The 23,334-nt window shown below is 69.2% G+C and carries 19 protein-coding genes; 10 read left to right on the forward strand and 9 right to left on the reverse strand.

Going from position 1 to position 23,334, the window contains the following annotated elements:
• Nucleotides 1–187 precede the first annotated feature (187 nt).
• Nucleotides 188–673 carry a DUF1579 domain-containing protein gene (locus KL771_RS21885; RefSeq protein ID WP_261970640.1) on the forward strand — a complete coding sequence of 162 codons (486 nt, stop codon included), beginning with the start codon at nt 188–190 and terminating at the stop codon, nt 671–673.
• A gap of 247 nt (nt 674–920) precedes the next feature.
• The gene (locus KL771_RS21890) at nt 921–2,102 is read left to right on the forward strand and encodes an NnrS family protein (protein WP_261970641.1); all 1,182 of its coding nucleotides are present in this window, start codon (nt 921–923) and stop codon (nt 2,100–2,102) included.
• Between the two features lie 16 nt (nt 2,103–2,118).
• Here KL771_RS21890 and KL771_RS21895 read toward each other — a convergent pair whose 3' ends face one another.
• Complete coding sequence (locus KL771_RS21895; protein WP_261970642.1) at nt 2,119–2,460, reverse strand: ArsR/SmtB family transcription factor; 342 nt, start codon at nt 2,458–2,460, stop codon at nt 2,119–2,121.
• 248 nt (nt 2,461–2,708) lie between these two features.
• The gene (locus KL771_RS21900; RefSeq protein WP_261970643.1) at nt 2,709–3,173 is read right to left on the reverse strand and encodes an RbsD/FucU family protein; all 465 of its coding nucleotides are present in this window, start codon (nt 3,171–3,173) and stop codon (nt 2,709–2,711) included.
• A 233-nt stretch (nt 3,174–3,406) separates the two neighbouring features.
• Here KL771_RS21900 and KL771_RS21905 point away from each other — a divergent pair, with 233 nt between their 5' ends.
• Both KL771_RS21905 and KL771_RS21910 read left to right on the forward strand, forming a co-directional pair.
• Nucleotides 3,407–4,444 (forward strand): aldo/keto reductase, encoded by a 1,038-nt coding sequence (locus KL771_RS21905; RefSeq protein WP_261970644.1) that lies wholly within the window; start codon nt 3,407–3,409, stop codon nt 4,442–4,444.
• Complete coding sequence (locus KL771_RS21910) at nt 4,441–5,295, forward strand: amidohydrolase family protein (protein WP_261970645.1); 855 nt, start codon at nt 4,441–4,443, stop codon at nt 5,293–5,295. Before KL771_RS21905 ends, KL771_RS21910 begins: the two co-directional genes overlap by 4 nt.
• Before the next feature lie 170 nt (nt 5,296–5,465).
• Here the strand turns inward: KL771_RS21910 and KL771_RS21915 are convergent, their stop codons facing one another.
• From KL771_RS21915 to KL771_RS21945, 7 genes are all read right to left on the reverse strand, one after another.
• Nucleotides 5,466–7,784, reverse strand: a complete 2,319-nt coding sequence (locus KL771_RS21915) for an ATP-binding protein (protein ID WP_261970646.1) — start codon at nt 7,782–7,784, stop codon at nt 5,466–5,468.
• Complete coding sequence (locus tag KL771_RS21920) at nt 7,781–8,362, reverse strand: HutD/Ves family protein (protein ID WP_261970647.1); 582 nt, start codon at nt 8,360–8,362, stop codon at nt 7,781–7,783. Before KL771_RS21920 ends, KL771_RS21915 begins: the two co-directional genes overlap by 4 nt.
• A complete protein-coding gene (hutU, locus tag KL771_RS21925) occupies nt 8,359–10,038 on the reverse strand; it encodes a urocanate hydratase (RefSeq protein WP_261970648.1) in 1,680 nt (559 codons plus the stop codon). The genes KL771_RS21920 and hutU overlap by 4 nt, the downstream gene beginning before the upstream one ends.
• Complete coding sequence (gene hutG / locus KL771_RS21930) at nt 10,035–10,868, reverse strand: N-formylglutamate deformylase (RefSeq protein WP_261970649.1); 834 nt, start codon at nt 10,866–10,868, stop codon at nt 10,035–10,037. The genes hutU and hutG overlap by 4 nt, the downstream gene beginning before the upstream one ends.
• Entirely contained in the window at nt 10,868–12,394 is a 1,527-nt protein-coding gene (gene hutH, locus KL771_RS21935) for a histidine ammonia-lyase (protein ID WP_261970650.1), read from the reverse strand. Before hutH ends, hutG begins: the two co-directional genes overlap by 1 nt.
• Entirely contained in the window at nt 12,391–13,605 is a 1,215-nt protein-coding gene (gene hutI / locus KL771_RS21940) for an imidazolonepropionase (RefSeq protein WP_390867504.1), read from the reverse strand. Before hutI ends, hutH begins: the two co-directional genes overlap by 4 nt.
• 195 nt (nt 13,606–13,800) lie before the next feature.
• Nucleotides 13,801–14,496 (reverse strand): hypothetical protein, encoded by a 696-nt coding sequence (locus KL771_RS21945; protein WP_261970652.1) that lies wholly within the window; start codon nt 14,494–14,496, stop codon nt 13,801–13,803.
• 284 nt (nt 14,497–14,780) lie between these two features.
• On the opposite strand from KL771_RS21945, the gene KL771_RS21950 reads away from it, so the two are divergent.
• The 6 genes from KL771_RS21950 to KL771_RS21975 all read left to right on the forward strand — a co-directional run bounded on the left by KL771_RS21950 (nt 14,781) and on the right by KL771_RS21975 (nt 23,289).
• A complete protein-coding gene (locus KL771_RS21950) occupies nt 14,781–16,187 on the forward strand; it encodes a S1C family serine protease (RefSeq protein ID WP_261970653.1) in 1,407 nt (468 codons plus the stop codon).
• Nucleotides 16,188–16,200: 13 nt separating this feature from the next.
• A complete protein-coding gene (locus tag KL771_RS21955; protein WP_261970654.1) occupies nt 16,201–16,947 on the forward strand; it encodes a response regulator transcription factor in 747 nt (248 codons plus the stop codon).
• Nucleotides 16,944–18,380, forward strand: coding sequence for a HAMP domain-containing sensor histidine kinase (locus KL771_RS21960; protein WP_261970655.1), 1,437 nt, complete (start codon nt 16,944–16,946; stop codon nt 18,378–18,380). Before KL771_RS21955 ends, KL771_RS21960 begins: the two co-directional genes overlap by 4 nt.
• Nucleotides 18,381–18,595: 215 nt before the next feature.
• Complete coding sequence (locus KL771_RS21965) at nt 18,596–20,074, forward strand: patatin-like phospholipase family protein (protein ID WP_261970656.1); 1,479 nt, start codon at nt 18,596–18,598, stop codon at nt 20,072–20,074.
• Entirely contained in the window at nt 20,071–20,607 is a 537-nt protein-coding gene (locus KL771_RS21970) for a hypothetical protein (RefSeq protein ID WP_261970657.1), read from the forward strand. Before KL771_RS21965 ends, KL771_RS21970 begins: the two co-directional genes overlap by 4 nt.
• 171 nt (nt 20,608–20,778) lie before the next feature.
• A complete protein-coding gene (locus KL771_RS21975; protein ID WP_261970658.1) occupies nt 20,779–23,289 on the forward strand; it encodes a GcvT family protein in 2,511 nt (836 codons plus the stop codon).
• The last annotated feature ends 45 nt before the right edge of the window (nt 23,290–23,334 follow it).

The following is a 23,334-nucleotide window of genomic DNA, read 5'->3' on the forward strand; positions in this document are numbered from 1 at the left end:
CCGGGCGCCGCTGCAGCAATCAGGCACCGTCGCAGGGCGGCCGGACGGCTTGTCGATCGGCGGTCCTGGACAATGCTTGCAACCCGCTGGCGAATTTTCACCGGACCTGTCGGCAAGATGACAGGTCCGGCGTCCTGTGCTGAAGTCGCGCCGAGGGAGCGCGACGCATCAGAGGAGCAAGGCGGACATGTCGAGTGCGGAGAATGACGGCGCGCCGGGATTTGCGATGCCGGAGCCGACGGCCGAGCATCGATGGCTCGAGCGCTTCGTCGGCACCTGGACGATGACCGGCCATGACGGCGGCGGCAGTTGGGTCGAGACGATCCGTTCGATCGGCGGCTTGTGGATCATCGCCGAAGGAGAGGGCGAGATGGCCGGCTGCGGCCGGCACACCACCGTGATGACGATCGGCTTCGATCCGGCCAGGGGTCGGTTCGTCGGGACCTTCCTCGGTTCGATGATGACCCATCTCTGGGTCTACGAAGGGGTTCTCGACGGCGATCGTCTGGTGCTCGACACCGTCGGCCCCGACATGAGCAGTTCAGGCGGCCTGAAGCGCTTCCAGGACATCATCGAACTGATGCCGGACGGCTCGCGCCGGCTGACCTCCTTGATCGAGACGGACGACGGATCCTGGAAGACCTTCATGGAGGCGGCCTACAGCAGGGCATGAAGTCGGCCCCGACCGAGGACGATCGGCAGGCACTTCCCTTTCGACGGCGCGCAGCCGGTTCGGATTCTCTCGGTCTGCCGCGCGGGCGCTCGAATGTCGGCGCCGGACCGAACATACCCGGGGGTCCGAACGTCCCCTCCGAACCGGGTTGAGCACTCTGCCGCCGTCGCCGCTTGACCGATGTTCAGGCCGCGGCGGCATCCGGGGGCCATGGTGCGCGGACCCTTGAACCGAGGAGGATCCGTCCGTGTCCACCGCCGCCCGTGCCCGGGCCTATGCCGGTCCGGCCATATTGAGCTGGGGCTTCCGTCCCTTCTTCGTCAGCGCCGGCTTCTGGGCGGTGCTGGCCATGGCGATCTGGCTGCCGCTGTTCGACGGCAGGATCAGCCTGCCGACGGTCTTCTCCGCCGTCGACTGGCATGTCCACGAAATGATGTTCGGCTTCGTGCCCGCCGTCATGGCCGGCTTTCTTCTGACCGCCATTCCGAACTGGACCGGTCGGCTGCCGGTGGTCGGCTGGCCGCTCGGCGCGATGGTCTCGGTCTGGGCCGCCGGCCGGCTGGCGGTTCTCTTCTCGGACTGGCTCGGCTGGGCCGCGGCGGCCGCCGTCGATGTCGCCTTCCTGGTTGCATTGGCCGGCGTCGCCTTCCGGGAGGTCTGGCAGGGCAACAACCGGCGCAATCTTCCCGTCGTCGGCATCGTCCTCCTGATGGCCTGTGCCAACCTTGCCTTTCACCTGGAGGCTAGGACCGGATCGGCGAGCGTCTCCGCACGCGCCGGGCTTGCCCTGATCGTCCTGCTGATCGCCCTGATCGGCGGCCGGATCATCCCGAGCTTTACCGGCAACTGGCTGACCCGGCAGGGGATGGCCGTCCGTCCCGCACCGTTCGGCCGCTTCGACAAGGCCGTCATGGCGATGGCGGTGATCGCGCTTTCCGTCTGGACGGTCAGCCCCGATGGGCCGGTCGCCGGCATCGCCATGACGGGGGCCGGCATCGGTCATATGGTCCGGCTGGCCCGCTGGCAGGGACACCGCGTCCTGTCCGATCGGCTGGTCCTGGTGCTGCATGTCGGCTACGGCTTTCTTGCCGCAGGCCTCCTCCTGGCCGGGCTGCACGGACTGGCGCCGGCCGCCTTACCGCAGGCGGCGGGGATCCATGCGCTCGGCGTCGGCGCGATCGGCACCATGACGCTTGCCGTCATGACACGCGCCACGCTCGGCCATACCGGGCGGCCTCTCGCCGCCTCCGCGGCGACCCAGTTCCTCTATGCCGGAATTGCAGTGGCGACGGTTGGTCGGGTCGCAATGGCCTGCCTCGACGGCAACCGCACGGCGTTTCTCCTCGCGGCCTTTGCGTGGCTGGCGGCCTTCGGCACCTTCGTCTGGGCCTATGGGCGGACCCTCTTCCGGCCGCGGCCGGAATCCTGATCGACAGGCCGCCCGATCAGCGGCAATAGATGTCGTAGAGAACGGCGATCAACCGGCGGACCTCATCGGAGGCGAGGCGATAGTAGATCGTCTGGCTTTCGCGTCGGGTGGCGACGATGCCGAGGTCGCGCAGCCGCGCCAGATGTTGCGAAAGCGCCGACTGCCCGAGCCCGACGGCTTCGGCCAAGGCACCGACCGACATTTCGGCCTCCATCAGCCGGCACAGCGCCAGCAGGCGCTTGGTGTGTCCGAGCGCCGCCAGCAGGCGCGCCGCCTGATCGGCCTTGCCTTCGAGAATATCGAGATCCGAGGGCTGCGACCGAAGGGTCTCGGGCGCCTCGGTATCGGTTATTGCCATTTCGACTTCCTCCTCGACCCAGGACGGCGCCGGCCGCCGGCCCGATCATTCCCGCCGGGGCATGTCCGAAACGCCCGGCGACAGCCGGGGGCCTCGACTGCCGGGACGGATTTGGCGGCTTCGCCCACCCGCCCCTTTGCCGCTCCCCTGCGTCGACGGCAGAGCGCACGGGTCGGACCGGCTCGGCCGCATGCCTCTTTCTTGCATGTTTTCAACGCCGGCGGCAGATGCCGAGGCGGCCGTCGAGACTAGATGGGCCTTGCCGTTTCGGGTGCAATCACGCCTTTGCGCAAGGCGACATTGCCATAGAAGCGTCGCTCGCCGGTCCGCACGATCGCATAGGCGGTTGCAGCGCGGGCATAGAAGGCGTGGCGTTCGAGGCCGACGAACGGACGATGGCGCCCTTCCGCCGCGTCGACAACCGCCTGGGCCTCGGCCTGCACCTCCGGGATGGCCTCTTCATCACCGACGACCTCCATCCGGGCCAAGGCATCGGGCACGAAATCGTCGAGCGGATAGAGCGTCAGGATCGCCGCCAGCGCCTGAGGAAGGGTCAGATTCTCCAGGCTCAGCGGCCGGCCGAGACGGGTCTGGCGGGCGACGGAGTCGGCCGGGAAATTGGCATCGACCAGGACGAGATCGTCGCCATGGCCCATGGCCATCAACGCGTGCAGCAGATCGGCATTGAGCCGCGGATCGAGTCCCTTCAGCACGGCGCGTCCTCCGGATTTGTTCGGGCCGGCAGGATAGCGTCGGCGACCGGGACCGCAATGCGCCGCCGGGCCTATTCGGCCGAGATGCCCCTTGCTAGTCTCCTGCCCGAACCGCTCGGCTGACAGGGGCGGATGGGTGCCGCGCCGGCAATTCCCCCACCCGCCATGGCGATCGGACGCCCGGCGACATGGTGCCGGGGCGAGCGGCGCAGCCCGACAGGAGGAAATCGGCAATGCGCACGCGGCGATTCGATCGGATCGGCAACGGCGGTCTGACCTTCACCGAACTCGGCCTCGGCACGGCGCCGTTCGGCAATCTCTACAAGGCGATCACGGAGCCGGAGGCCGATGCCGTCCTGGAGGCGGCCTGGACGAGCGGCGTGCGCTACATCGATACCGCCCCGCAATATGGCTACGGCCTGTCCGAGACCCGGTTGAACCGGTTCCTGCGCGGCGTGAAGCGCGACGACTATGTCATCTCGACCAAGGTCGGCCGCCTGCTCAAGGCCTGCCCGCCGGCGGAACGCTCCGGCCAGGGCAAGTTCTTCGACACGCCGAGCCGCCGCGAGGTGTTCGACTACAGCTACGACGGCGTGATGCGCTCGTTCGAGGCCTCGCTGGAACGGCTGGGTCTCGACCGGGTCGACATCCTGTTCGCCCACGATCTCGATGTCTTCACTCATGGCAGCCAGGCGGCCCTCGACGAACGGCTCGAGGCGTTCATGCGCTCGGGCTACTACGCGCTGCTCTCGCTGCGCGACCAGGGCGCCATCCAGGCCTTCGGCGCGGGCGTGAACGAGTGGCAGTCCTGCGAAACCATGGCGCGGCGGGGCGATTTCGACCTGTTCCTGCTCGCCGGTCGCTACACGCTCCTGGAACAGCAGGCCCTCGACAGTTTTCTGCCGCTGTGCGAGGCGCGCGGCATCGGAATCGTGCTTGGCGGACCCTACAATTCCGGCCTTCTCGCCACGGGCCCCCGCCCCGGCGCCTTCTACAACTACAATCCGGCACCGGTCGAGATCCTGGAGCGGACCGGTCGGCTGCAGGCGGTCTGCCAGCGTCACGGCGTCCGCCTGATCGAGGCGGCCTTGCGCTTTCCCCTCGCCCACCCGGCTGTGGTTTCGGTGATCCCGGGCGGCCAGAGCGCCGCCGAGGTCCGCGGCAATCTGGACATCCTGGGCGCGGCCATTCCGGATGCGCTCTGGGCCGACCTGAAGCGCGAAGGCCTGCTCGCGCCGCATGCACCCGTCCCCGGCGAGGCCCGATCGTGACGCGGCGCATCGACGCCCACCAGCACTACTGGGACCCCCGCCGCGGCGACTACGGCTGGATGCCGGCCGACGATCCGGTGCTGTCGCGCGCCTACCGGCCTGCCGACCTCGCGCCCGACCTGGACGCCGCCGGCTTCGAGGCGACCGTGCTGGTCCAGGCGGCGCCGAGCCTCGACGAGACCGAATACATGCTCGGCATCGCCGATGCCTGCCCGACGGTCGCCAAGGTGGTCGGCTGGATCGACTTCGAACGGCCGGAGCAGCGCGCCCGCCTGGAACGCTTCGCCGCCCATCCGAAATTCGCCGGCATCCGCCCGATGATCCAGGATATCGCGGATGTCGACTGGATGCTGCGGGCCGACGTGCAATGGGCATTCGCCGCCGCAGGCGAACTCGACCTGACCTTCGATGCCCTCGGCTTCTCCCGTCACCTCGGCAACTTCCTGACCGTCTTCCGCCGCAATCCGGGCCTGCGCGTGGTCGTCGACCATGCCATGAAGCCGCGCATCCGCGATCGCGGCACGGTCGACGACGACTTCTCGGCCTGGTCGGCCGGCATCGCCGCGATCGCGCGCGAGACGCCGGCCTTCTGCAAGCTGTCCGGACTGGTTACGGAAGCCGAGCCGGGTTGGACGGTCGAGGCGCTGAGACCCTATGTCGACCATCTCCTGGAGACCTTCGGTCCGCGGCGGCTGATGTTCGGCTCGGACTGGCCGGTCTGCCGGCTGAGAACCGAATATGCGGGCTGGGTCTCTGCGGCAGAAAAGCTGACGGCTGATCTCGGCGCGAGCGATCGGGCCGAGATTTTCGGCGGCACGGCCGCCCGATTCTATCGGATCGGCCGGCACTGACGGCGGCGTGGCGGAGAGTACCGGCCCCGGACGCGTGACCGTTCCGCCTCGAGTCCGATGCCGAAGCAATATCCCCGCCCGGAAGCACCCGAATGCTGCCGCCGCAAGTTTATGTTTGGCCAAGCTTTTCTGCTCCGATCAGAGTGCAGCCGCTCCGATCGAACCGTGCTCTAGACGCCCGGAAATCGAATGACATTGTCGGCGGTGACGGGCTCAGAGGCGACGTGCTCTCCGGCCCGGATGCGGTCGAAAGCCCGGGCGATCGCTTCGCCGAGCGCCGCTTCCGAAAAGGGCTTCCATAGGATTTCGATTTTTGCGGGCGTCGCCTGCTCCAGCATCTCGCTGTAACCGGTCATGAGGATCATGGGCAGATCGGGTCGGCTTCGAGCCAGACTTTCGGCAAGGTCGAGCCCGGATTGACCCGGCATCACGACATCGCAAAGAACCAACTCATAGGAGCCGCCCGCCAGCACGTCCGCGGCCCGTTCGGCGTCGGTAACCCAATCGACGGCATAGCCGAGGCCCTTGAACATCTCCATCACCGAGGCCGCCACGCAGGGATTGTCCTCGACCAGCAGCATGGCATGGCCCGGCCGGGCGGCTGCCATCGTCAGCCCGCCCGGTTCCCCAGAGTCCCGAACGGCCGCCTTGACCCGCGGCAGCCAGAGCGTCACCGACGTGCCCCGACCCAAGCTGCTTTCGATCGTCACGACTCCGCCGGCATTGCGGGCGAAACCATAGACTTGGCTGAGACCGAGTCCCCGGCCCGCCTGCCCCTTGGTGGTGAAGAACGGCTCGAAGACCTTGCCGAGATGATCGGGCGCAATCCCGGAGCCGGTATCGCGGACCGTGACCGTGACCGCTTCGCCAGTAAGCGGCAAGGCAGCATCGTCGGCGGTGACGTTACGGGCCAAAAGATTGAGTCGACCGCCGGCCGGCATGGCGTCGCGTGCGTTGACGGCGAGATTGATGAGCGCCACCTCGAACGCGTTGCGATCGACCCGAACCGGCCAAAGGTCGCCCGCCATCGCGACTTCCACGTCGATATCGGCCCGGGTGGATTGGACCAGCAGGCGTTTCAGCTCCGCTGCCAGGCCTTGGAGACGGATCGTGGTGGCCTGCGCAGCGGATGGCCGCGAAAAGGCCAGCAATTGGCGGGTCAGCGTCTGACCCCGCTCGGCCCCGGCCGCGATGGCATCGATCAGCCGGCCGGATCGGGCGGGGTCGGTGGCGCGCCGGCGCAGGGCCTCGGCGCTGCCGCGGACGATCATCAGAATGTTGTTGAAGTCATGCGCGACGCCGGCCGTCAGACGGGCGACCGCCTCCATCTTCTGTGCCTGATAGAGGGCCTCCTCGATGGCGTGGCGCTCTTCCTCCATCTGCTCCCGAAGCCGCTTTTCGTCCTCCAGTTCGCCGCGCGCCCGGCTCTCGCTCTCCGCGAAGCGCACCGCTATCCGGATCAGTTGGAACAATCCGAAGATACCCGCGATGCCGATCAGCAGCGGCCACAGCATGGCCTCGCGCCAAGCCTTCCAGACCTGCGCATCGTCGATCGAAACGGAGACATAGAGCGGATAGCCGGCCACCTTGTGATAGCCGATCGTCCTTGGCACGTTTTCGAAGACGCCGCGTCCAGTGATGACATCCCAATCCGGCTTACGCGCAATCGTTTTGACGAATCGCTCCAAATTCGCATCTTGAATGTTCATATTCGGCAGTTCTGGGAAGCGTACCAAGACCGTAGCGTCATCCCGCCACAATGTGACGTGATTTATGCCACTTTGACCGTATTTTCGAAAATACGAATTGAAATATTCAGGCTGGACCGAGATGGCGATGACACCTGAAAAACTCCCGTCTGCCCGTGCCCGGCGATAACTCACCTGAAAAAACCGAGAGTCCTGAACGCGGCCGACCATGATCTCGCTGATGTAGGGCTTGTCTTCCTTGACTTGAGCCTTGAAATACGCGCGATCCGACAGATCGAGATTCGGCGGCAGCGGGAAGATGTTCGCGCTGACCAGCGGCCGCCCGGTTTCGTCGAGGACCCAGATGCCCTGGACCTGCGGATAGTCCTGGCTGAAGCGTTCGAGCTTGCGGTGTATCCGAACCTCGTCGGCCCGCACCTGATCGTTGGTCAAACCGTCCGTGGCTTCGTCGATATAGGCGCGGATCAGTTCGAAGGTGCCGAAGACCCGTTCGACATGCTCCTGGACGAGCACCATCTGACTGTAGACGGTCTCCCTCGCCGCCCTGGCGCGTTCAGTATAGGACAGTACCGCAAAGCCGATGAGTAAGGCGATCGGCACGAGCAGGCTGCCGGCGGTGACGATACGCAAGGCCCAGTGACCTGAGCTGCGCGAACGACAGCCAGCACCAATCTTTGCACCAACCTCGCCGGCAGAGATCATGTCGCACACGGGCACCGGGCTGGCTCGTCCGTCCTGCGAGCCACAGTTTTCCATCGCTCCGATTGCGTTGCCGGTCAATCGCCCGCTCGGTCGATCGTCGCCAGCCAAATCGTTCCCGGCCCGTCGGATTGGACAAGGCACGGAAATCGGTCGGCGAATTGCAAGCCGTCCATGGCCGCGAGTCCGACGGCGCGGTCGCCGACGGTCACGCCGCCCTGTCCGGTCTGCCAGAGCAGCACGCCCGGTCCCGCCGTCAGCGCGTGCGAACCAGAGAGTTCGATTCGCTCCAGGCGTGCCGTCCGGCCCCGGCGGACCATCAGGTTCAGATCGGTCACCGGACCGCCGGCCAGCTGCCCGTCCGTCGGCGCGTCACCCGGAAAGGCGAATGGGTCCGAGCGGGGGTTGAGCCGGACCGTACCGATCCCCTCGACCGTCAGGATCAGGCCGTCGCCGGCCAGGATGCCAATGATGCGGTCGATGCCCGGGAAGGTCGAGAAGGGGCCGTCGCTGGCGACCTCGGCGGCCGAAAGCCGCCAGTCGAAATCATCGAGACCCGCCCCGTCCGGAAAGACGGCGATCTCGGTCGTCACCCCGCCGCCGTTCTTCCAGGGCCTGGGCACGCGGGCGGCGGCGGGGAGCAGGACGGGCCGGCTCACCCGAGGATGCCCGGCAGATCGAGGCCCTGCTCGCGGGCGCAATCGAGCGCGATGTCGTAGCCGGCATCGGCATGGCGCATGACGCCGGTCGCCGGATCGTTCCACAGCACCCGGCCGATGCGCTTCGCCGCCGCCTCGCTGCCGTCGCAGCAGATGACCACGCCGGAATGCTGCGAAAAGCCCATGCCGACGCCGCCGCCGTGATGCAGCGAGACCCAGGTCGCCCCGGAGGCGCAGTTGAGCAGCGCGTTGAGGAGCGGCCAGTCGGAGACGGCGTCGGAGCCGTCCTTCATCGCCTCGGTCTCGCGGTTCGGCGAGGCGACCGAGCCGGAATCCAGGTGGTCGCGGCCGATCACGACCGGCGCCTTCAGTTCGCCGCGCGCGACCATCTCGTTGAAGGCCAGGCCGAGCCGGTGGCGGTCGCCGAGGCCGACCCAGCAGATGCGCGCCGGCAGGCCCTGGAAGGCGATCCGCTCGCGCGCCATGTCGAGCCAGTTGTGCAGGTGCTTGTTGTCGGGCAGCAGTTCCTTGACCTTGGCGTCGGTCTTCCAGATGTCCTCCGGATCGCCCGACAGCGCCGCCCAGCGGAACGGCCCGATGCCGCGGCAGAACAGCGGCCGGATATAGGCCGGCACGAAGCCGGGGAAGTCGAAGGCGTCGGCGACGCCCTCCTCCTTGGCCATCTGGCGGATGTTGTTGCCGTAGTCGAGCGTCGGCACGCCGGCATGGTGGAAGTCGAGCATGGCGCGGACATGGGCCGCCATGGAGGCGCGCGCCGCCGTCTCGACCGCCTTCGGATCGCTCTCGCGCCGGCTCGCCCATTCGTCCAGCGTCCAGCCGACCGGGAGGTAGCCGTTGATCGGATCATGCGCCGAGGTCTGGTCGGTGACCGCATCCGGGCGCACGCCGCGGCGCACCAGTTCGGGCAGGACTTCGGCGGCATTGCCGACCAGGCCGACCGAGAGCGGCTTCTTGTCGCGGCAGCTTTGCTCAATGATGGCAAGCGCTTCGTCGAGGTCCTTCGCCTGGACGTCGAGGTAGCGGGTCTTCAGCCGCATCTCGATGCGCGAGGGCTGGCACTCGATCGCCAGGCAGGAGGCGCCCGCCATGACGGCCGCCAGCGGCTGCGCGCCGCCCATGCCGCCGAGCCCCGCGGTCAGGATCCAGCGGCCCGACAGGTCGCCGCCATAGTGGCGCCGGCCGACCTCGACGAAGGTCTCGTAAGTGCCCTGCACGATGCCCTGGCTGCCGATATAGATCCAGGAGCCGGCCGTCATCTGGCCGTACATCATCAGGCCCTTGCGATCGAGCTCGTGGAAATGGTCCCAGGTCGCCCAGCGCGGCACCAGGTTGGAATTGGCGATCAGCACGCGCGGCGCGTCGGCGTGCGTCCGGAACACGCCGACCGCCTTGCCGGACTGGACCAGCAGGGTCTGGTCCTCTTCGAGCCGCTTCAGGGTCTCGACGATGCGGTCATACTGGTCCCAGTCGCGCGCGGCGCGGCCGATGCCGCCATAGACGACCAGCTCCCCCGGCTTTTCGGCGACCTCCGGGTCAAGATTGTTCATCAGCATGCGCAGCGGCGCTTCGGTCATCCAGCTCTTGGCGTTGAGCACGGGACCGCGCGGGGCACGGATGACGCGGGCATTGTCGATGCGGGAGACGGGGCGGGTCATGGACGGGCTCCTTCGAGCGCAAAGGCGAGGCAGGTCTTGAGAACGGAAACGAGGCGGTCGCGCATCGGCGCCGCGAAGGCCGGATCGAACGGCGCCGGCCAGGTCTCGGGGCCGAGCGACCCGGAAGGATCGGCCATGTAGCCGCGGCAGGCGAGTTCCATCTGCACGGCATGGACGCCGTCGGCCGGCCGGCCGAGGCTGCGGGTGATGAAGCCGCCCTTGAAGCGGCCGTTGGTGACGCGGTCGAAGCCGCCGCCCGACACATCCGCCTCGATGCGCGTGGTCAGCGCGGGATCGCAGCTCGCGCCGGAATTGGTGCCGATGTTGAAGTTCGGCAATGAGCCCTCGAACAGGCGCGGGATCACCGACCGGATCGAGTGGCAGTCATAGACCACGACGCGCGGGTGGATCGCCCTCAGGCGCGCGATCTCGGCGGCGAGCGCGTCGTGGTAGGGCTCGAAATAGGCCGTCCGCCGCGCCGCGATCTCGGCCGCATCGGGCTCTTGCCCGGACCGGTACAGCGGCTCGCCGTCGAAGGTCTCGACCGGGCAGAGGCCGGTCGTCGCCTGGCCCGGATAGAGCGAGACGCCGGACGGGTCGCGGTTCACGTCGATCACCGTGCGCGAGATCGCCGTGTGCACCACGGTCGCGCCGAGCCCGGCGGCGAAGTCGTAGAGCCGGTCGATCCACCAGTCGGCGTCCTTGCGCGCCAACCAGGGCGAGACGAGGCGATCTTCGAGCGCGGCCGGGATGTCGGTCCCGGTATGCGGGATCGAGACCAGGAGCGGCGCGTCGCCGCGGGTGACGGTCAGCCAGCCGGTCGGGGCCATCAGAACAGCCCCGGCAGGTCGAGCCCGGCGGCCGCCGCGATGGCGCCGGAGCGGACCAGACGGTTGGCGGCCTCCATGTCGGGGTGGAAGTGCCGGTCGTCGTCGAGATGCGGTACCGCGGCGCGCAGCACCCGGCGGACGGCCTCGAGCGGGTCAGAGGAGGTCAATGGCGCATGGAAATCGACGCCCTGCGCGGCCGCCAGGAGTTCGATCCCGATCACCGCCTCGGCATTGGCGATCATGCCGAGCAGCCGCCGCGCGCCATGGGCGGCCATCGAGACGTGGTCCTCCTGGTTGGCCGAGGTCGGAATGGAATCGACGCTCGCCGGATGGGCCATCTGCTTGTTCTCGGAGACCAGCGCGGCGGCGGTGACCTGCGGGATCATGAAGCCGGAATTGAGCCCCGGCTTCGGCGTCAGGAAGGCCGGCAGGCCGGACAGCGCCGGGTCGACCAGCATGGCGATGCGCCGTTCGGCGATCGAGCCGATCTCGCACACCGCCATGGCGATCATGTCGGCCGCGAAGGCGACCGGCTCGGCGTGAAAATTGCCGCCCGACAGGGCCTCGCCCTCCTCCGCGAAGATCAGCGGATTGTCGGAGACGCCGTTGGCTTCCGTGCCGAGAAGCCCGGCGGCGCTGCGGAGAACGTCGAGCACGGCGCCCATGACCTGCGGCTGGCAGCGCAGGCAATAGGGATCCTGCACACGCGGATCGTCGACCAGGTGCGACTGGCGGATCGCGCTGCCGGCCATCAGCCGGCGCAGCGCGTCGGCGGTCTCGATCTGGCCGCGGTGGCGGCGCAGGCGATGGATGCGCGGATCGAACGGGGCGTCGGAACCGCGCGCCGCGTCGGTCGAGAGCGCCCCTGTGACCAGCGCGGTCTGGAACAGCCGCTCGGCCTGGAACAGGGCGGCGAGCCCGTAGGCGGTCGAGAACTGGGTGCCGTTGAGGAGCGCGAGCCCTTCCTTGGCGCCGAGCGTCAGCGGGGCGAGGCCGGCGCGCGCGAGCGCATCGGCGGCCGGGACATGGGCGTCGCCGACCAGGATATGGCCGACGCCGATCATGGCCGCGGTCATATGGGAGAGCGGGGCGAGGTCGCCGGAGGCGCCGACCGAACCCTGGCAGGGCACGACCGGGATCAGATCGCGCGCCAGCATGGCGACCAGGAGATCGATCACTTCCGGCCGGACACCCGAGGCGCCCTGCGAGAGGCTGGCGAGCTTCAAGGCCATCATCAGCCGGGCGACCGGCTTCGGCATCGGCGCGCCGGTGCCGGCGGCATGGCTGAGCACGATGTTGCGCTGCAGCGTCTCCAGGTCGGCATCGGCGATGCGCACGCTGGCGAGCTTGCCGAAGCCGGTATTGATGCCGTAGACCGGCGCGCCGGCCGCGAGGATGCGGCGGACGGCCTCGGCGCTGGCGACGATCTTCGGCCGGCAGGCCGGATCGAGGGCCAGATCGGCACCCTCCCAGACCGCGCGCCAGGACGCGAGCGAGACCTCGCCGGGATGGATCGCAATGCTCATCGGCCTCTCCGGATGCGGGCGTGCAGGGGATTGAAGCCGAGCCGGTAGACCAGTTCGGCCGGGCGATCGATGTCCCAGATGGCGAGATCGCACCACTTGCCGGCCTCGATCGTGCCGGTCTCGGCCGCCAGCCCGAGGGCCTGGGCGGCGTGGCGCGTGATGCCGAGGAGGCATTCCTCGACGGTCATGCGGAACAGCGTCGCCGCCATGTTCATGGTCAAAAGCAGCGAGGTCATCGGCGAAGTGCCGGGATTGCAGTCGGTCGCCAACGCCATCGGCACGCCGGCGGCGCGGAACAGGTCGATCGGCGGTACCTTGGTCTCGCGGATGAAATAGAAGGCGCCCGGCAGGATCACCGCCACGGTGCCGGCCGCCGCCATCGCGGCCGCACCCTCGGCATCGGCATATTCGAGGTGATCGGCCGACAGCGCCCCGAAGCGGGCCGCAAGGGCGGCGCCATGCAGGTTGGAGAGCTGGTCGGCATGGAGCTTGACCGGCAGGCCGAGCGTCGTCGCGGCCTCGAACACCCGCGTCATCTGCTCGGGCGAGAAGGCGATGCCCTCGCAGAAGCCATCGACCGCATCGGCGAGGCCCTCCGCCGCGATGGCCGGCAGCATCTCGTCGGCGACCTTGGCGATATAGGCATCCTTGTCGCCCCCGGCCTCGACCGGCAGGGCGTGGGCGCCGAGGAAGGTCGTGGCGACGCCGATGTCGCGAACCGTGCCGAGCCGGCGCGCGGCGCGCAACTGCTTCGCCTCGGTCTCCAGATCGAGCCCGTAGCCGGACTTGACCTCCACGGTGGTGACGCCCTCGGCGATCAGCGCATCGAGCCGCGGCAGGGTCGCGGCGACGAGATCGGCCTCGCTCGCCGCGCGCGTCGCCTTGACGGAGGAGACGATGCCGCCGCCGGCGCGCGCGATCTCCTCGTAGCTGGCGCCCTGCAGCCGCAGTTCGAATTCGTGCGCACGGTCGCCGGCATGAACCAGATGGGTGTGGCAGTCGATCAGACCAGGCGTGATCCAGCGTCCGCCGCAATCGACCGTCTCGGCCGCCTCGCGCAGAGCCGCCGGCATGTCGGCCTCGGGGCCGGCATAGACGATCCGCCCGCCGCTTGCGGCGACGGCGCCGGCCTCGACGATCCCGAGCCCCGGAAGACCGGGGGCCATGGTGGCGAGCCTGGCGTTGCGCCAGAGGCGGTCGGGTCGGGGCATGGTCATCGCGCTCTCCCTGCGGTCATTATGTATAGACATATACCGGAACCAGACGCAAGAGGGCGGTCCGTATTTCCCCCTTCCGGGAGCGTCGTGACAAGGCGGCCGAACAAAGGCGGGGCACGGAAACGCAAACGGGGCGCCGCTTCGGCGGCACCCCGGGAATCAGGCGAACGGCAGGAGAAATGCGGCCGATCAGTTCGTGATCAGCGCATACTTATTGGCATGCTGGCCGCGATTGACGACCTTCACGGTAAAGCTGCCGTTCCAGCGCGGCGTCCAGCCGCAATAGACCACGTCGCTGGCGTCGGTATCCGAGCAGATCAGGTTGCCGTTCTGGTCGTAGACGAAGAGATCAAGATCGGTGCGGCCCGAGCCCTCGGCATAGACCTCGGCATAGCGGCCGCCGGCGAAGCCGACATTCGAATAGGTGTCGGTGCCGCGCGCCGGCACGACGTTGACGTTGTAGCCCGGCCCGGCCAGACGCCCTTTCGGCTGGGTGGCGATCACGTCGTCGGCCAGCGCCAGGATGGTCGGATCGTTGCGCGACATGGCCTTGGCCTCGGCCAGGATCGAAGCGACCGTCAGGATGGCGCTGTCGTCCTTGGGCCCCGCCTCGCCGCCTTCGGTCTTCGGCTGGCGTTCGATCGGGTGCAGCGGCGCCTGGGCGCGCAGTTGCGCGGCGACCACCAGGGCCGCGGGGCTGCGGTTGGCACGGCCGAAATCGACCAGTTCGCGGGACATCTGCAGATACTTGGCGATCGCCTCGCCGTCCTTCTTCGCCGAGCCGTCGGCGCGGTTGACGCCCTCCTGGGCGGAGGCCGGGACGGCAAGGCCGGCGAGAAGGGAGCCGGCGAGAAGCACAGCAAAGCGAACCGGGCGCGTGATCATGATTTCCCCCGTGGCATTGAACCGGCGGCAAGCCGGATCGCGAGAACCGGCCCCTGCCCCCCGGTCGAAACGCGACGGCGGGACCTTAAGCCCTTGCGCCGCCACGGCGCAACGACGGCCTGCGTGACAAATTCCGTCATTCGCATGGTCGGTTGCGCGAACGCGGCGGGCGGCGGGGTGTCCGCTGCCGGATGACGGAATTTTTCACGGGAGGACTTCGCCGCGAGAGGGTAAAACGGCATGTCCTTCGACTCGAACCCCGCTCTCCGGGCGGTACGGTGACCATGGGCCGACGCGCATTCCCTCTCGTCCTCGCCGGCTTCTTTGCCGTCGCTCTCGTCGCCGGCGTGATCCTTCTGGTCCGTCCGAGCTGCAGCTGCGCGCCGGTCCCACGGCCTTCCGCCGTCGACATGGCGCCGACGACCGCTCCGGCCCCGCCCGCCAGCCCGGCTTCGATCGCTCTGGCGGCGACCCTTTCGGTCCATCCCCTCGGCGGCGAGGAGGCTCCGGCCGTCGGCACCGCCTTCCGCGATGCCGCGACCGGGCTGATCGTGACCACCGCCCATGTCGTCGGCGATGCCGAGGCGGTCGTACTGGCCGACCGCGCCGGCCGCCGAGCCGAGGCGCGGGTCGTGGCGCGCGATGCGATCAAGGACATCGCCGCTCTGACCGGCGGGCCGGATGGGCCGGGAATCGCGGTCGCGCCCGAGGACCGGCTGGCGCCGGGCGACGAGGTCCTGGCCGTCGGCGCCCCGCTCGGGCTCGGCCACTCGGTCACCCGCGGCATCGTCTCGGCGCTCGGCCGCGAGATCGACGCGCGCTCGCCCTACCCGGCCATCCAGCATGACGCGGCGCTCAATCCCGGCAGTTCGGGCGGGCCGCTGGTCGACCGCGCCGGCCGCGCCGTCGGCCTCAACGCCGCCATGCCGGACGGCTTCCGCCGCCATGTCGGCATCGGCTACGCCATTCCGGGCTCCGTGGTCGCCCGCTTCCTGGCCGACGTCGCCGCCGGGCGGCCGGTCGGCACGCGCACCGTCGGTCTGGTCGCCCGCAGCATCGAGGGCGACCTCGCGCGGGCGCTCGGCAATCCCGTCGGCAGCGGCGTCCTGGTCGAGGAGATTGCGCCGGGCGAAGCCGCCGACCGGGCCGGGCTGCGGGCCGGCGACGTGATCGTCGGGGCCGCCGGCCGCAAGGTCGGGCGCGCCTTCGATCTGACGTTGGCGTTCGATGCGGCCGGCATCGACAGGCCGGTTCCCCTCACCGTGCGCCGGGCCGGATCCGAACTGATGCTCGACCTGCCGCCGGCGCCGCCATCCGCCGTTGCTCCGTTCGCGGCCTTGACGCCCGACGGCCGGGCCGCGCCAATCGCCGCCGGCCGTCCCGATGCCGCCGGTCTCGGCCTTGCCTTCGCGTCGAGCGGCAGCGAACTCGCCGAACCGGATGCCGGCACGCCGGCCGCCGCCGCCGGCATCCGCGCCGGGGATGCCGTCCTGGCGGTCGGGACCGACCCGGTCGCGTCGGCAGAAGAGGCGCGCGCGCGGGTCGCCGCCCGTCCGGCCGCGACCGCCGTCCTGCTCTTGCGCGGCGCCGACGGCAGCACCCGCTATGTCCTGGTCGATCCGGCCAGGGGTCCCGGCGACGGCATCGGCGCGCGCGGCAATGTCCGCCCGCGCGATAGCATCGGCTTCTGAGGGGGGCTGCGACGTGAAACGGGTGCTGCTGGTCGAAGACGACGATGCCGCGGCGGCCGATCTCGCCCGCATCGCCGACGCCGCCGGCTGGGCCTCGACCCGCGTCGCCTCCATCGCCGGCGGCCGGACGGCGGTTGCCCGCGAGACGTTCGATCTTCTGGTCGTCGACCGAATGCTGCCGGACGGCGACGGGCTCGATTGGGTGCGCGGCCTGCGCGGCCGGGGGCCGGCCGTCCCGGTGCTGATCCTGAGTGCTCTGGGCCGCGCTGCCAACAAGGTCGAGGGGCTCGACGGCGGCGCCGACGACTATCTGGCCAAGCCGTTCGATCCGGACGAGTTCGTCGCCCGCGCCCGCGCCCTGATGCGCCGCGCCGCCATGCCGGCGGAGAGCCCCGATCTGCTCCGGCTCGGCGATGTCGAGATCCACGTCAAGGCGCGCACCGTGCACCGACGCGGCCAGTTCGTCGCCGTCTCGCGCAAGGAATTCGAGCTGCTGCGCATGCTGGCCGACCATGCCGGCGACGTGCTGACCCGCTCGATGCTGCTCGACGCGGTCTGGAACCTGCGCTTCGATCCGCAGACCAACGTGGTCGATGTCCATGTCAGCCGGCTGCGGCGCAAGCTGGAGATCGACGGCCTGCCCAATCCGATCGTCACCCAGCGCGGCGAGGGCTACGCCTTCGAGCCGGTCGATCCGTCCGAGACGAGAGGTCCGAGCCAGACCGGGGGGCCGGACGCGACCGCCGCGCGGCACCCGTGACGGCGCCTGCGACCCCAAGCGCTGCGCCCCCAAACCCGGCGGCCCCAGACCCGGCGACCCGACGCCCGACCGCCCTCGCCCGCTCGGCGACCTTCCGGCTCGCGCTCGGCATCGCGCTGGCGATCACCATCGCCAATGGGGTGATCTTTGCCGGGGTCTACTGGTTTGCCGCGCGCGAGGTGGCCGCCCGCACCGAGGCGCTGGTCCGCGCCGATCTGACCGGGCTCGCCGACCTCTACGCCCAGCGCCGCCTGATCGCGTTGCGCGAGGCGATCGAGACGCGGCTCGAACGCGATCCGACCGTCGCGGCGGTCTATCTCCTGACCGACAAGAAGGACGGCCGGCTCGCCGGCAATCTGGCGCAGTGGCCGGTGGGCGTCCCGACCGGCGATCGGCTCGGCCGCTTCACCGCCGCCGCCGACGGCCGCCCCCCCGGCGACTATTGGGGCGCCGGCACCACCCTGCCCGGCGGTTTCCGGCTCGTCATCGGCCATGCGCTGGCCGAGGACGACACCCATCTGGCCCGCCTCGCCCTGATCCTCATCGGCGCCTCCGCCGCCACCCTGGCGCTCGGCATCGGCGGCGGCGTGCTGGCCAGCCGGCGGCTGTTCGCCCGCATCCTGGCCGTCAACGAGGTTGCGGCCGCCGTCGAGGCTGGCACGATGGCTGCGCGCGTCGCCGGAGCCGACCGGCCGGACGAGTTCGGCGACCTCGCCCGCCACGTCAATGCCATGCTGGAACGCACCGAGCGCCTGATCGGGGGCCTGCGCGAAGTCTCCGACCGGATCGCGCATGAATTGCGCACGCCGCTCAACCGCATCCGCGGCCGTATCGACCTGATCGCCGATGCCGGCAGCGAGGCCGAACGTGCCGCCGCCGCCGAGGCTGCGCGGACCGAGGTCTCCGACACCGTCCGGGTGTTCGAGGCTCTGCTCGATATCGCCACCACGGAGGCCGAGGCCGGCAACCGGGCCGGCCTGGCGCCGGTCGATCTCGCCGCAGTGGTCGCCGACGTGGCCGACCTCTACGAGGCGGTGGCCGAGGAGCGCGGCATCACGCTGTCGGTCGCCGCGGCCGGGCCGGTGCCGGTGCTCGGCGACCGGATGCTGCTTGCCCGCATGCTCGCCAACGTCGTCGACAACGCGGTGAAATTCTCGCCGCCGGGGGCCGGGGTGACGATCGCCCTCACGGTTGCCGACGATCTTGCCGTGCTGTCGGTGACCGACCGCGGCCCCGGGCTCGACCCCGCCTTCCGCAAGCGCGCCTTCGACCGCTTCACCCGCGGCGCCGACACCGCCGAGGTGCCAGGCCATGGCCTCGGCCTCAGCCTGGTGCGCGCCATCGCCATCCGCCACGGCGCCCGGATCGAGCTCACCGATGCCCAACCGGGGCTGACCGTCACATTCCGGCTTCCCCTCGGCTCGGCCGCCTGACCGGGCGACCTCCGGCCGACCGGATCGCACTTTCGAACCGGTTTGGGCGCGTGCGCGCTCAGGCTCGGTGCGGATCTGCAACACGGCACCGATTACAGTAGATTACAAGATGCGTCATATCGCGAATTTCAGAGCGGATGCGTGGACAAGTGCGGGGTCGTGCCCGAACAATCCCGCAGCCTTTCAAACGCACCGCCTTCGTCGAGCATCCCTCCATGTCGCGTCCGCTGTCGTCCGCCATCCTCGTCCTTGCCGCCGGTCTGCTGTCCGGCTGCGCGAGCGTGCTCAACGAGCCGATCAACCTGCCGGCCATCGAGGCCGCCAATGCGGCGGAACCCGTCGCCCCGAATTCCGAGGACAACGCCACTCTGATCGGCCTGTCCTTCTCGGGCGGCGGGACGCGCGCTGCCGCCTTTTCGTTCGGCGTTCTGAAGGAGATGGCCGCAACGCCGCTGCCCGGAGAGACCGGCAAGCGCAGCATGATCGAGGCGATCGGCTTCGTCTCGGGCGTTTCGGGCGGCTCCGTGACCGCCGCCTATTTCGGTCTGAAGGGACCGCAAGGGTTCCAGGACTATCGCGAGAGCTTTCTGATCCAGAACGCCGAGGAATATCTGCGCACCTCGATGGTCCGGCCGTCGAACCTGCTGCGCGCGCTGTCGGGCGGCGTCAACGACCGCACCGGCTTCGCCCGCTGGCTGGACGAAAAGGTTTTCCACAATGCCCGCTTCGGCCAGATGCGCCGGCCGGGCGCGCCGGTCATCTGGATCAATGCCACCGATCTCTACAGCCGGGCCCCCTTCATCTTCGAGACCGAGACGTTCCGGGCGCTGTGCAGCGACCTGAACCAGTTGCCGCTGTCGGAGGCCGTCGCGGCGTCGGCCGCCGTGCCGGTGGCCTTCGCGCCGATCGTGCTCGAGGCCTATGGCCCTCGCTGCACCTACAATCCGCCCGGTTGGCTGGAGACGGCGCGCCACAACATGCAGGCCGCCCAGAGCCTCAAGAACTATGCGCGCGCGCTGGAGAATTACCGCGACCCGGCCAAGCTGAAATACGTCAAGCTGCTCGACGGCGGCCTGTCTGACAATTTCGGAGTGACCGGCCTGACGCTGGCGCGCGCCGCCTCGCAGACCGCCTACGGCCCCCTGACACCCCGTCAGGCCGTGCGCATGAAGCGGATGGTCTATCTGGTGGTCAATGCCGGCCGCGAGCAGATCGGCGATTGGGGCCGTCGCCTCGAAGGACCGAGCGGCGGTGAATTCCTCAGCGCCGTCACCGACGCGATGATCGAATCGACGGTCGCGGAAAGCTACGACGCCTTCCGGATGACCATGCGCGACTGGCAGCAGCAGCTGATCGAGTATCGCTGCAAGCTGTCCTTCAGCGAGGTCAAGCGCCTGCGCGGCTCGACGGCCGGCTGGGACTGCCGCGACCTGAAGTTCTTCATCGGCCAGGTCGCCTTCGACAACGTGCCCGACAAGCAGGCGGCGCTCAACCAGGTGCCGACCACGCTCCAACTTCCGGCAGCCCAGGTCGATCTGGTGATCGAGGCCGGCCGCGAGGCGCTGCGCGCCAACCCGACCTTCAACGGCGCCCTGCGCTCGATCGAAGGCGTGCGCACGGCCGGCAAGTCGCGGATGACGGTCGGCGAGACCGGGCCGGCCGGCGGCGGCGATTTCAAGCCCGATCCGCGATGACGCCCGCACCGCCCCCTCGGCCTGCCTTCATCCTGCGGTACGACCGGGCAGTCGCCAGTCTTGCCATGGCGGCGGCGGCCTTCACCACAGCCTATGCGCTGTCCAACGGCCTGCCGCTTGCCGTTCCGGCGGCCCTCGCGGGACTGGTGGCGACATTCATTCTATGGCGGCCGATGGTCGCCCGGCCGCCGCGAACCTCGCTGTGGGGGGCGATCGGGCTCGGCGCTGCGGTGGTGCTGATCAGCTACCCGGTCATGCTCGCCATCGGCCTGCCCTTCGAGGCCATCCTGTCCGAAAAGCCGATCGAGGCCCCGGCCGGTTCGTCCGGACGCCTCGAAGATTTCGCATACATGTTCGCCTTCGCGATGACCTACGGGCTCTTCTTCGGGGTCATGCTGACCGGATGGATCACGCTGCCGATCGGCATGGCGGTCGCCTGGACGATCGCCTTCTGGCGCCGTTCGGCCGAGAAGTGTCTGGCGGAAGGTGTCCCCGGCGCGCCCGCACCGATGACCTCCGAGCCGCCGCGCTGACGGGACGGCCGAAGCGGCGTCGGGCAGGATCGGGGTGCCTCGGCCGTCCGCACCAGGGGTGCGACGCCCTATCCCTCCCGCGACATGCCGCGTCGTCCGGCGGATAGCTCCGGGCGGCGCCGGCTCCGACACTCCCGACCGATTGAAGCGCCGGGATCCGGGGGAAAGACAATGAGAACGCATGCGCGCGTGGTGGTCATCGGCGGTGGCGTGGTGGGCGTGGGCACGCTCTATCATCTCGCCAAGAAGGGCTGGACCGATGTCTGCCTGATCGAGCGCAAGGAGCTGACCTCCGGCTCAACCTGGCACGCGGCCGGCCTCTTGCCGCTGTTCAACCTGTCCTATTCGGTCGGCCAGCTGCACAAATATTCGGTCAAGCTCTACGAGAGCCTGGAAGCCGAGACCGGCCAGCATGTCGGCTTCCGGAAAGTCTCCAACATCCGTCTCGCCCGGACCAAGGATCGCTGGGACGAGTACATGTACTACAAGGGCATCGCCGACACGATCGGGATCCGTGTTGAGGTGCTGACACCCGACGAGGTCAAGGCCATCTGGCCGCTCTGCGAGACCGACGGGCTCCTCGGCGCGATCCGCCACCCCGACGACGGCTATATCCAGCCCGCCGACCTGACCCAGGCCATGGCCAAGGGCGCCCGGCAGCTCGGCGCCGAGATCCATCGCTTCACCACCGTCACCGGCATCGAGCAGCTGCCGGGCGGCGAATGGCTGGTGAAAACCGACAAGGGCGACATCACCTGCGAGCATGTCGTGTCGGCGACCGGCAACTTCGCCCGCAAGACCGGCGCCATGGTCGGGCTCGACATCCCGGTCATCCCGGTCGAGCACCAATATATCGTCACCGAGCCACATCCGGCGATCCAGGCGCGGCATGCCGCCGGCCTGCCGGAAATGGGCGTGCTGCGCGAATCCGACAGCGCCTGGTACATGCGCGAGGAGGCCGGCGGCCTGATCCTCGGGCCCTACGAGCGCGGCGCGCCGTGCTGTTACATGGACGGCCCGGCCGACGACAGCGAATACGAACTGTTCCAGGAGGATCTCGACCGGCTCGCGCCGCATATCGAGACCGCCATGGTGCGCGTGCCGGCCTTCGGCGAGGTCGGCGTCAAGAAGGTCTATAACGGCGCCATCGCCTATACGCCGGACGGCTCGCCGATCGTCGGCCCCGCACCGGGCCTGAAGAATTTCTGGCTGAACGAGGGCCATTCCTTCGGCGTCACGGCCTCGGGCGGCGCCGGCTGGCAGCTGGCCGAATGGATCGTCGAGGGCGAGCCGACCATCGACATGGGCGGCGTCGATCCGCGCCGCTTCGGCCCCTATGCCTCGCGCGGCTATCTGCGCGAAAAGAACGAGGAAGCCTACCGCAACGTCTTCACGCCGCACTATCCGGACGAGGAGCGCGAGGCCGCGCGCCCGCTCAAGACCTCGCCCTGCTACGACCGGATGAAGGCGCTCGGCGCCGTGTTCGGCTCGGTCTACGGCTGGGAACGCCCGAACTGGTTCGCACCGGAGGGCTATGCGATCGACGTGGCAAGCCTCGACAAGCCGGATGTGATCACCAACCACAACCATCCGACGCCCGATGCCGACGGCACCGTGAAGGAGATCTGGTCCTTCCGGCGTTCGAACTATTTCCAGCATGTCGGCAACGAGATCCGCGCGGTCACCGAGGGCGTCGGCCTGCAGGACATGACGCCCTTCGCCAAGATGCTGGTGACCGGCCCCGGCGCGCGCGCCTGGCTCGACCGCATTCTGGCCAACCGCATCCCCAAGCAGCGCGGCCGGCTCGCCCTCAGCCACCTGCTGACCCCGTCGGGCGGCGTCCGGGCCGAGTTCACCGTCTACGAGCGCGCCGCCAACCAGTTCTATCTGGTCTCCGCCGGCGGCCTGGAGCGGCACGATCACGACGTACTGGAGCGGCTGCTGCCGGCGGATGGCAGCGTCAGGCTTCGTCCGCTGACGACCTCGATGGGCGTCTTCGTGCTGGCCGGGCCGCGCTCGCGTGAGTTGCTGCAGTCGCTGACCGATACCGACTTGTCCAATGCCGCCTTCCCGTGGCTGACCGGCAAGACGCTTTCGGTCGGCACCGTCGGCGTCGATGCGCTGCGCGTGAACTTCGTCGGCGAACTGGGTTGGGAACTGCACCACCCGATCGAAATGCAGAACCGCCTGTTCGACCTGATCATGCAGGCCGGCAAGCCGCTCGGCATCCGGCCCTTCGGCATCCGCGCCATGGTCTCGATGGCGCTGGAGAAGTCCTACCGCAACATGGGACGCGAACTGTCGATCGAGTATTCCGCCTATGAGAGCGCGCTCGACCGCTTCGTGCATCCCAACAAGGGCGACTTCATCGGCCGCGACGCGCTGGTCGCCGGCCGAGAGAAGGGTTATCCGAACCGCTTCGTCACGCTCGAACTTCTCGACGCGACCGATGCCGATGCCCGCGGCTCCGAGCCGATCCTGAAGGACGGCGTCCTGGTCGGCCGCTGCACCTCGGGCGGCTACGGCTGGCGGACCGGCAAGTCGCTGGCGCTGGCCATGGTCCGGCCCGATCTCGGCGAGGTCGGCACGGAACTGCAGGTTACCGTGCTCGGCACGACGCATCGCGCCGTCGTGGTCCCGGAGAGCCCGTTCGATCCGGACAATCTGCGCCTGCGCGCCTGAGAGCGGGACCGCGGACAGCACGGCTCGGGCGGCTGCACCTTCGTG

This window comes from Prosthecodimorpha staleyi (assembly GCF_018729455.1).
Taxonomy (GTDB): Bacteria; Pseudomonadota; Alphaproteobacteria; order Rhizobiales; family Ancalomicrobiaceae; genus Prosthecodimorpha; species Prosthecodimorpha staleyi.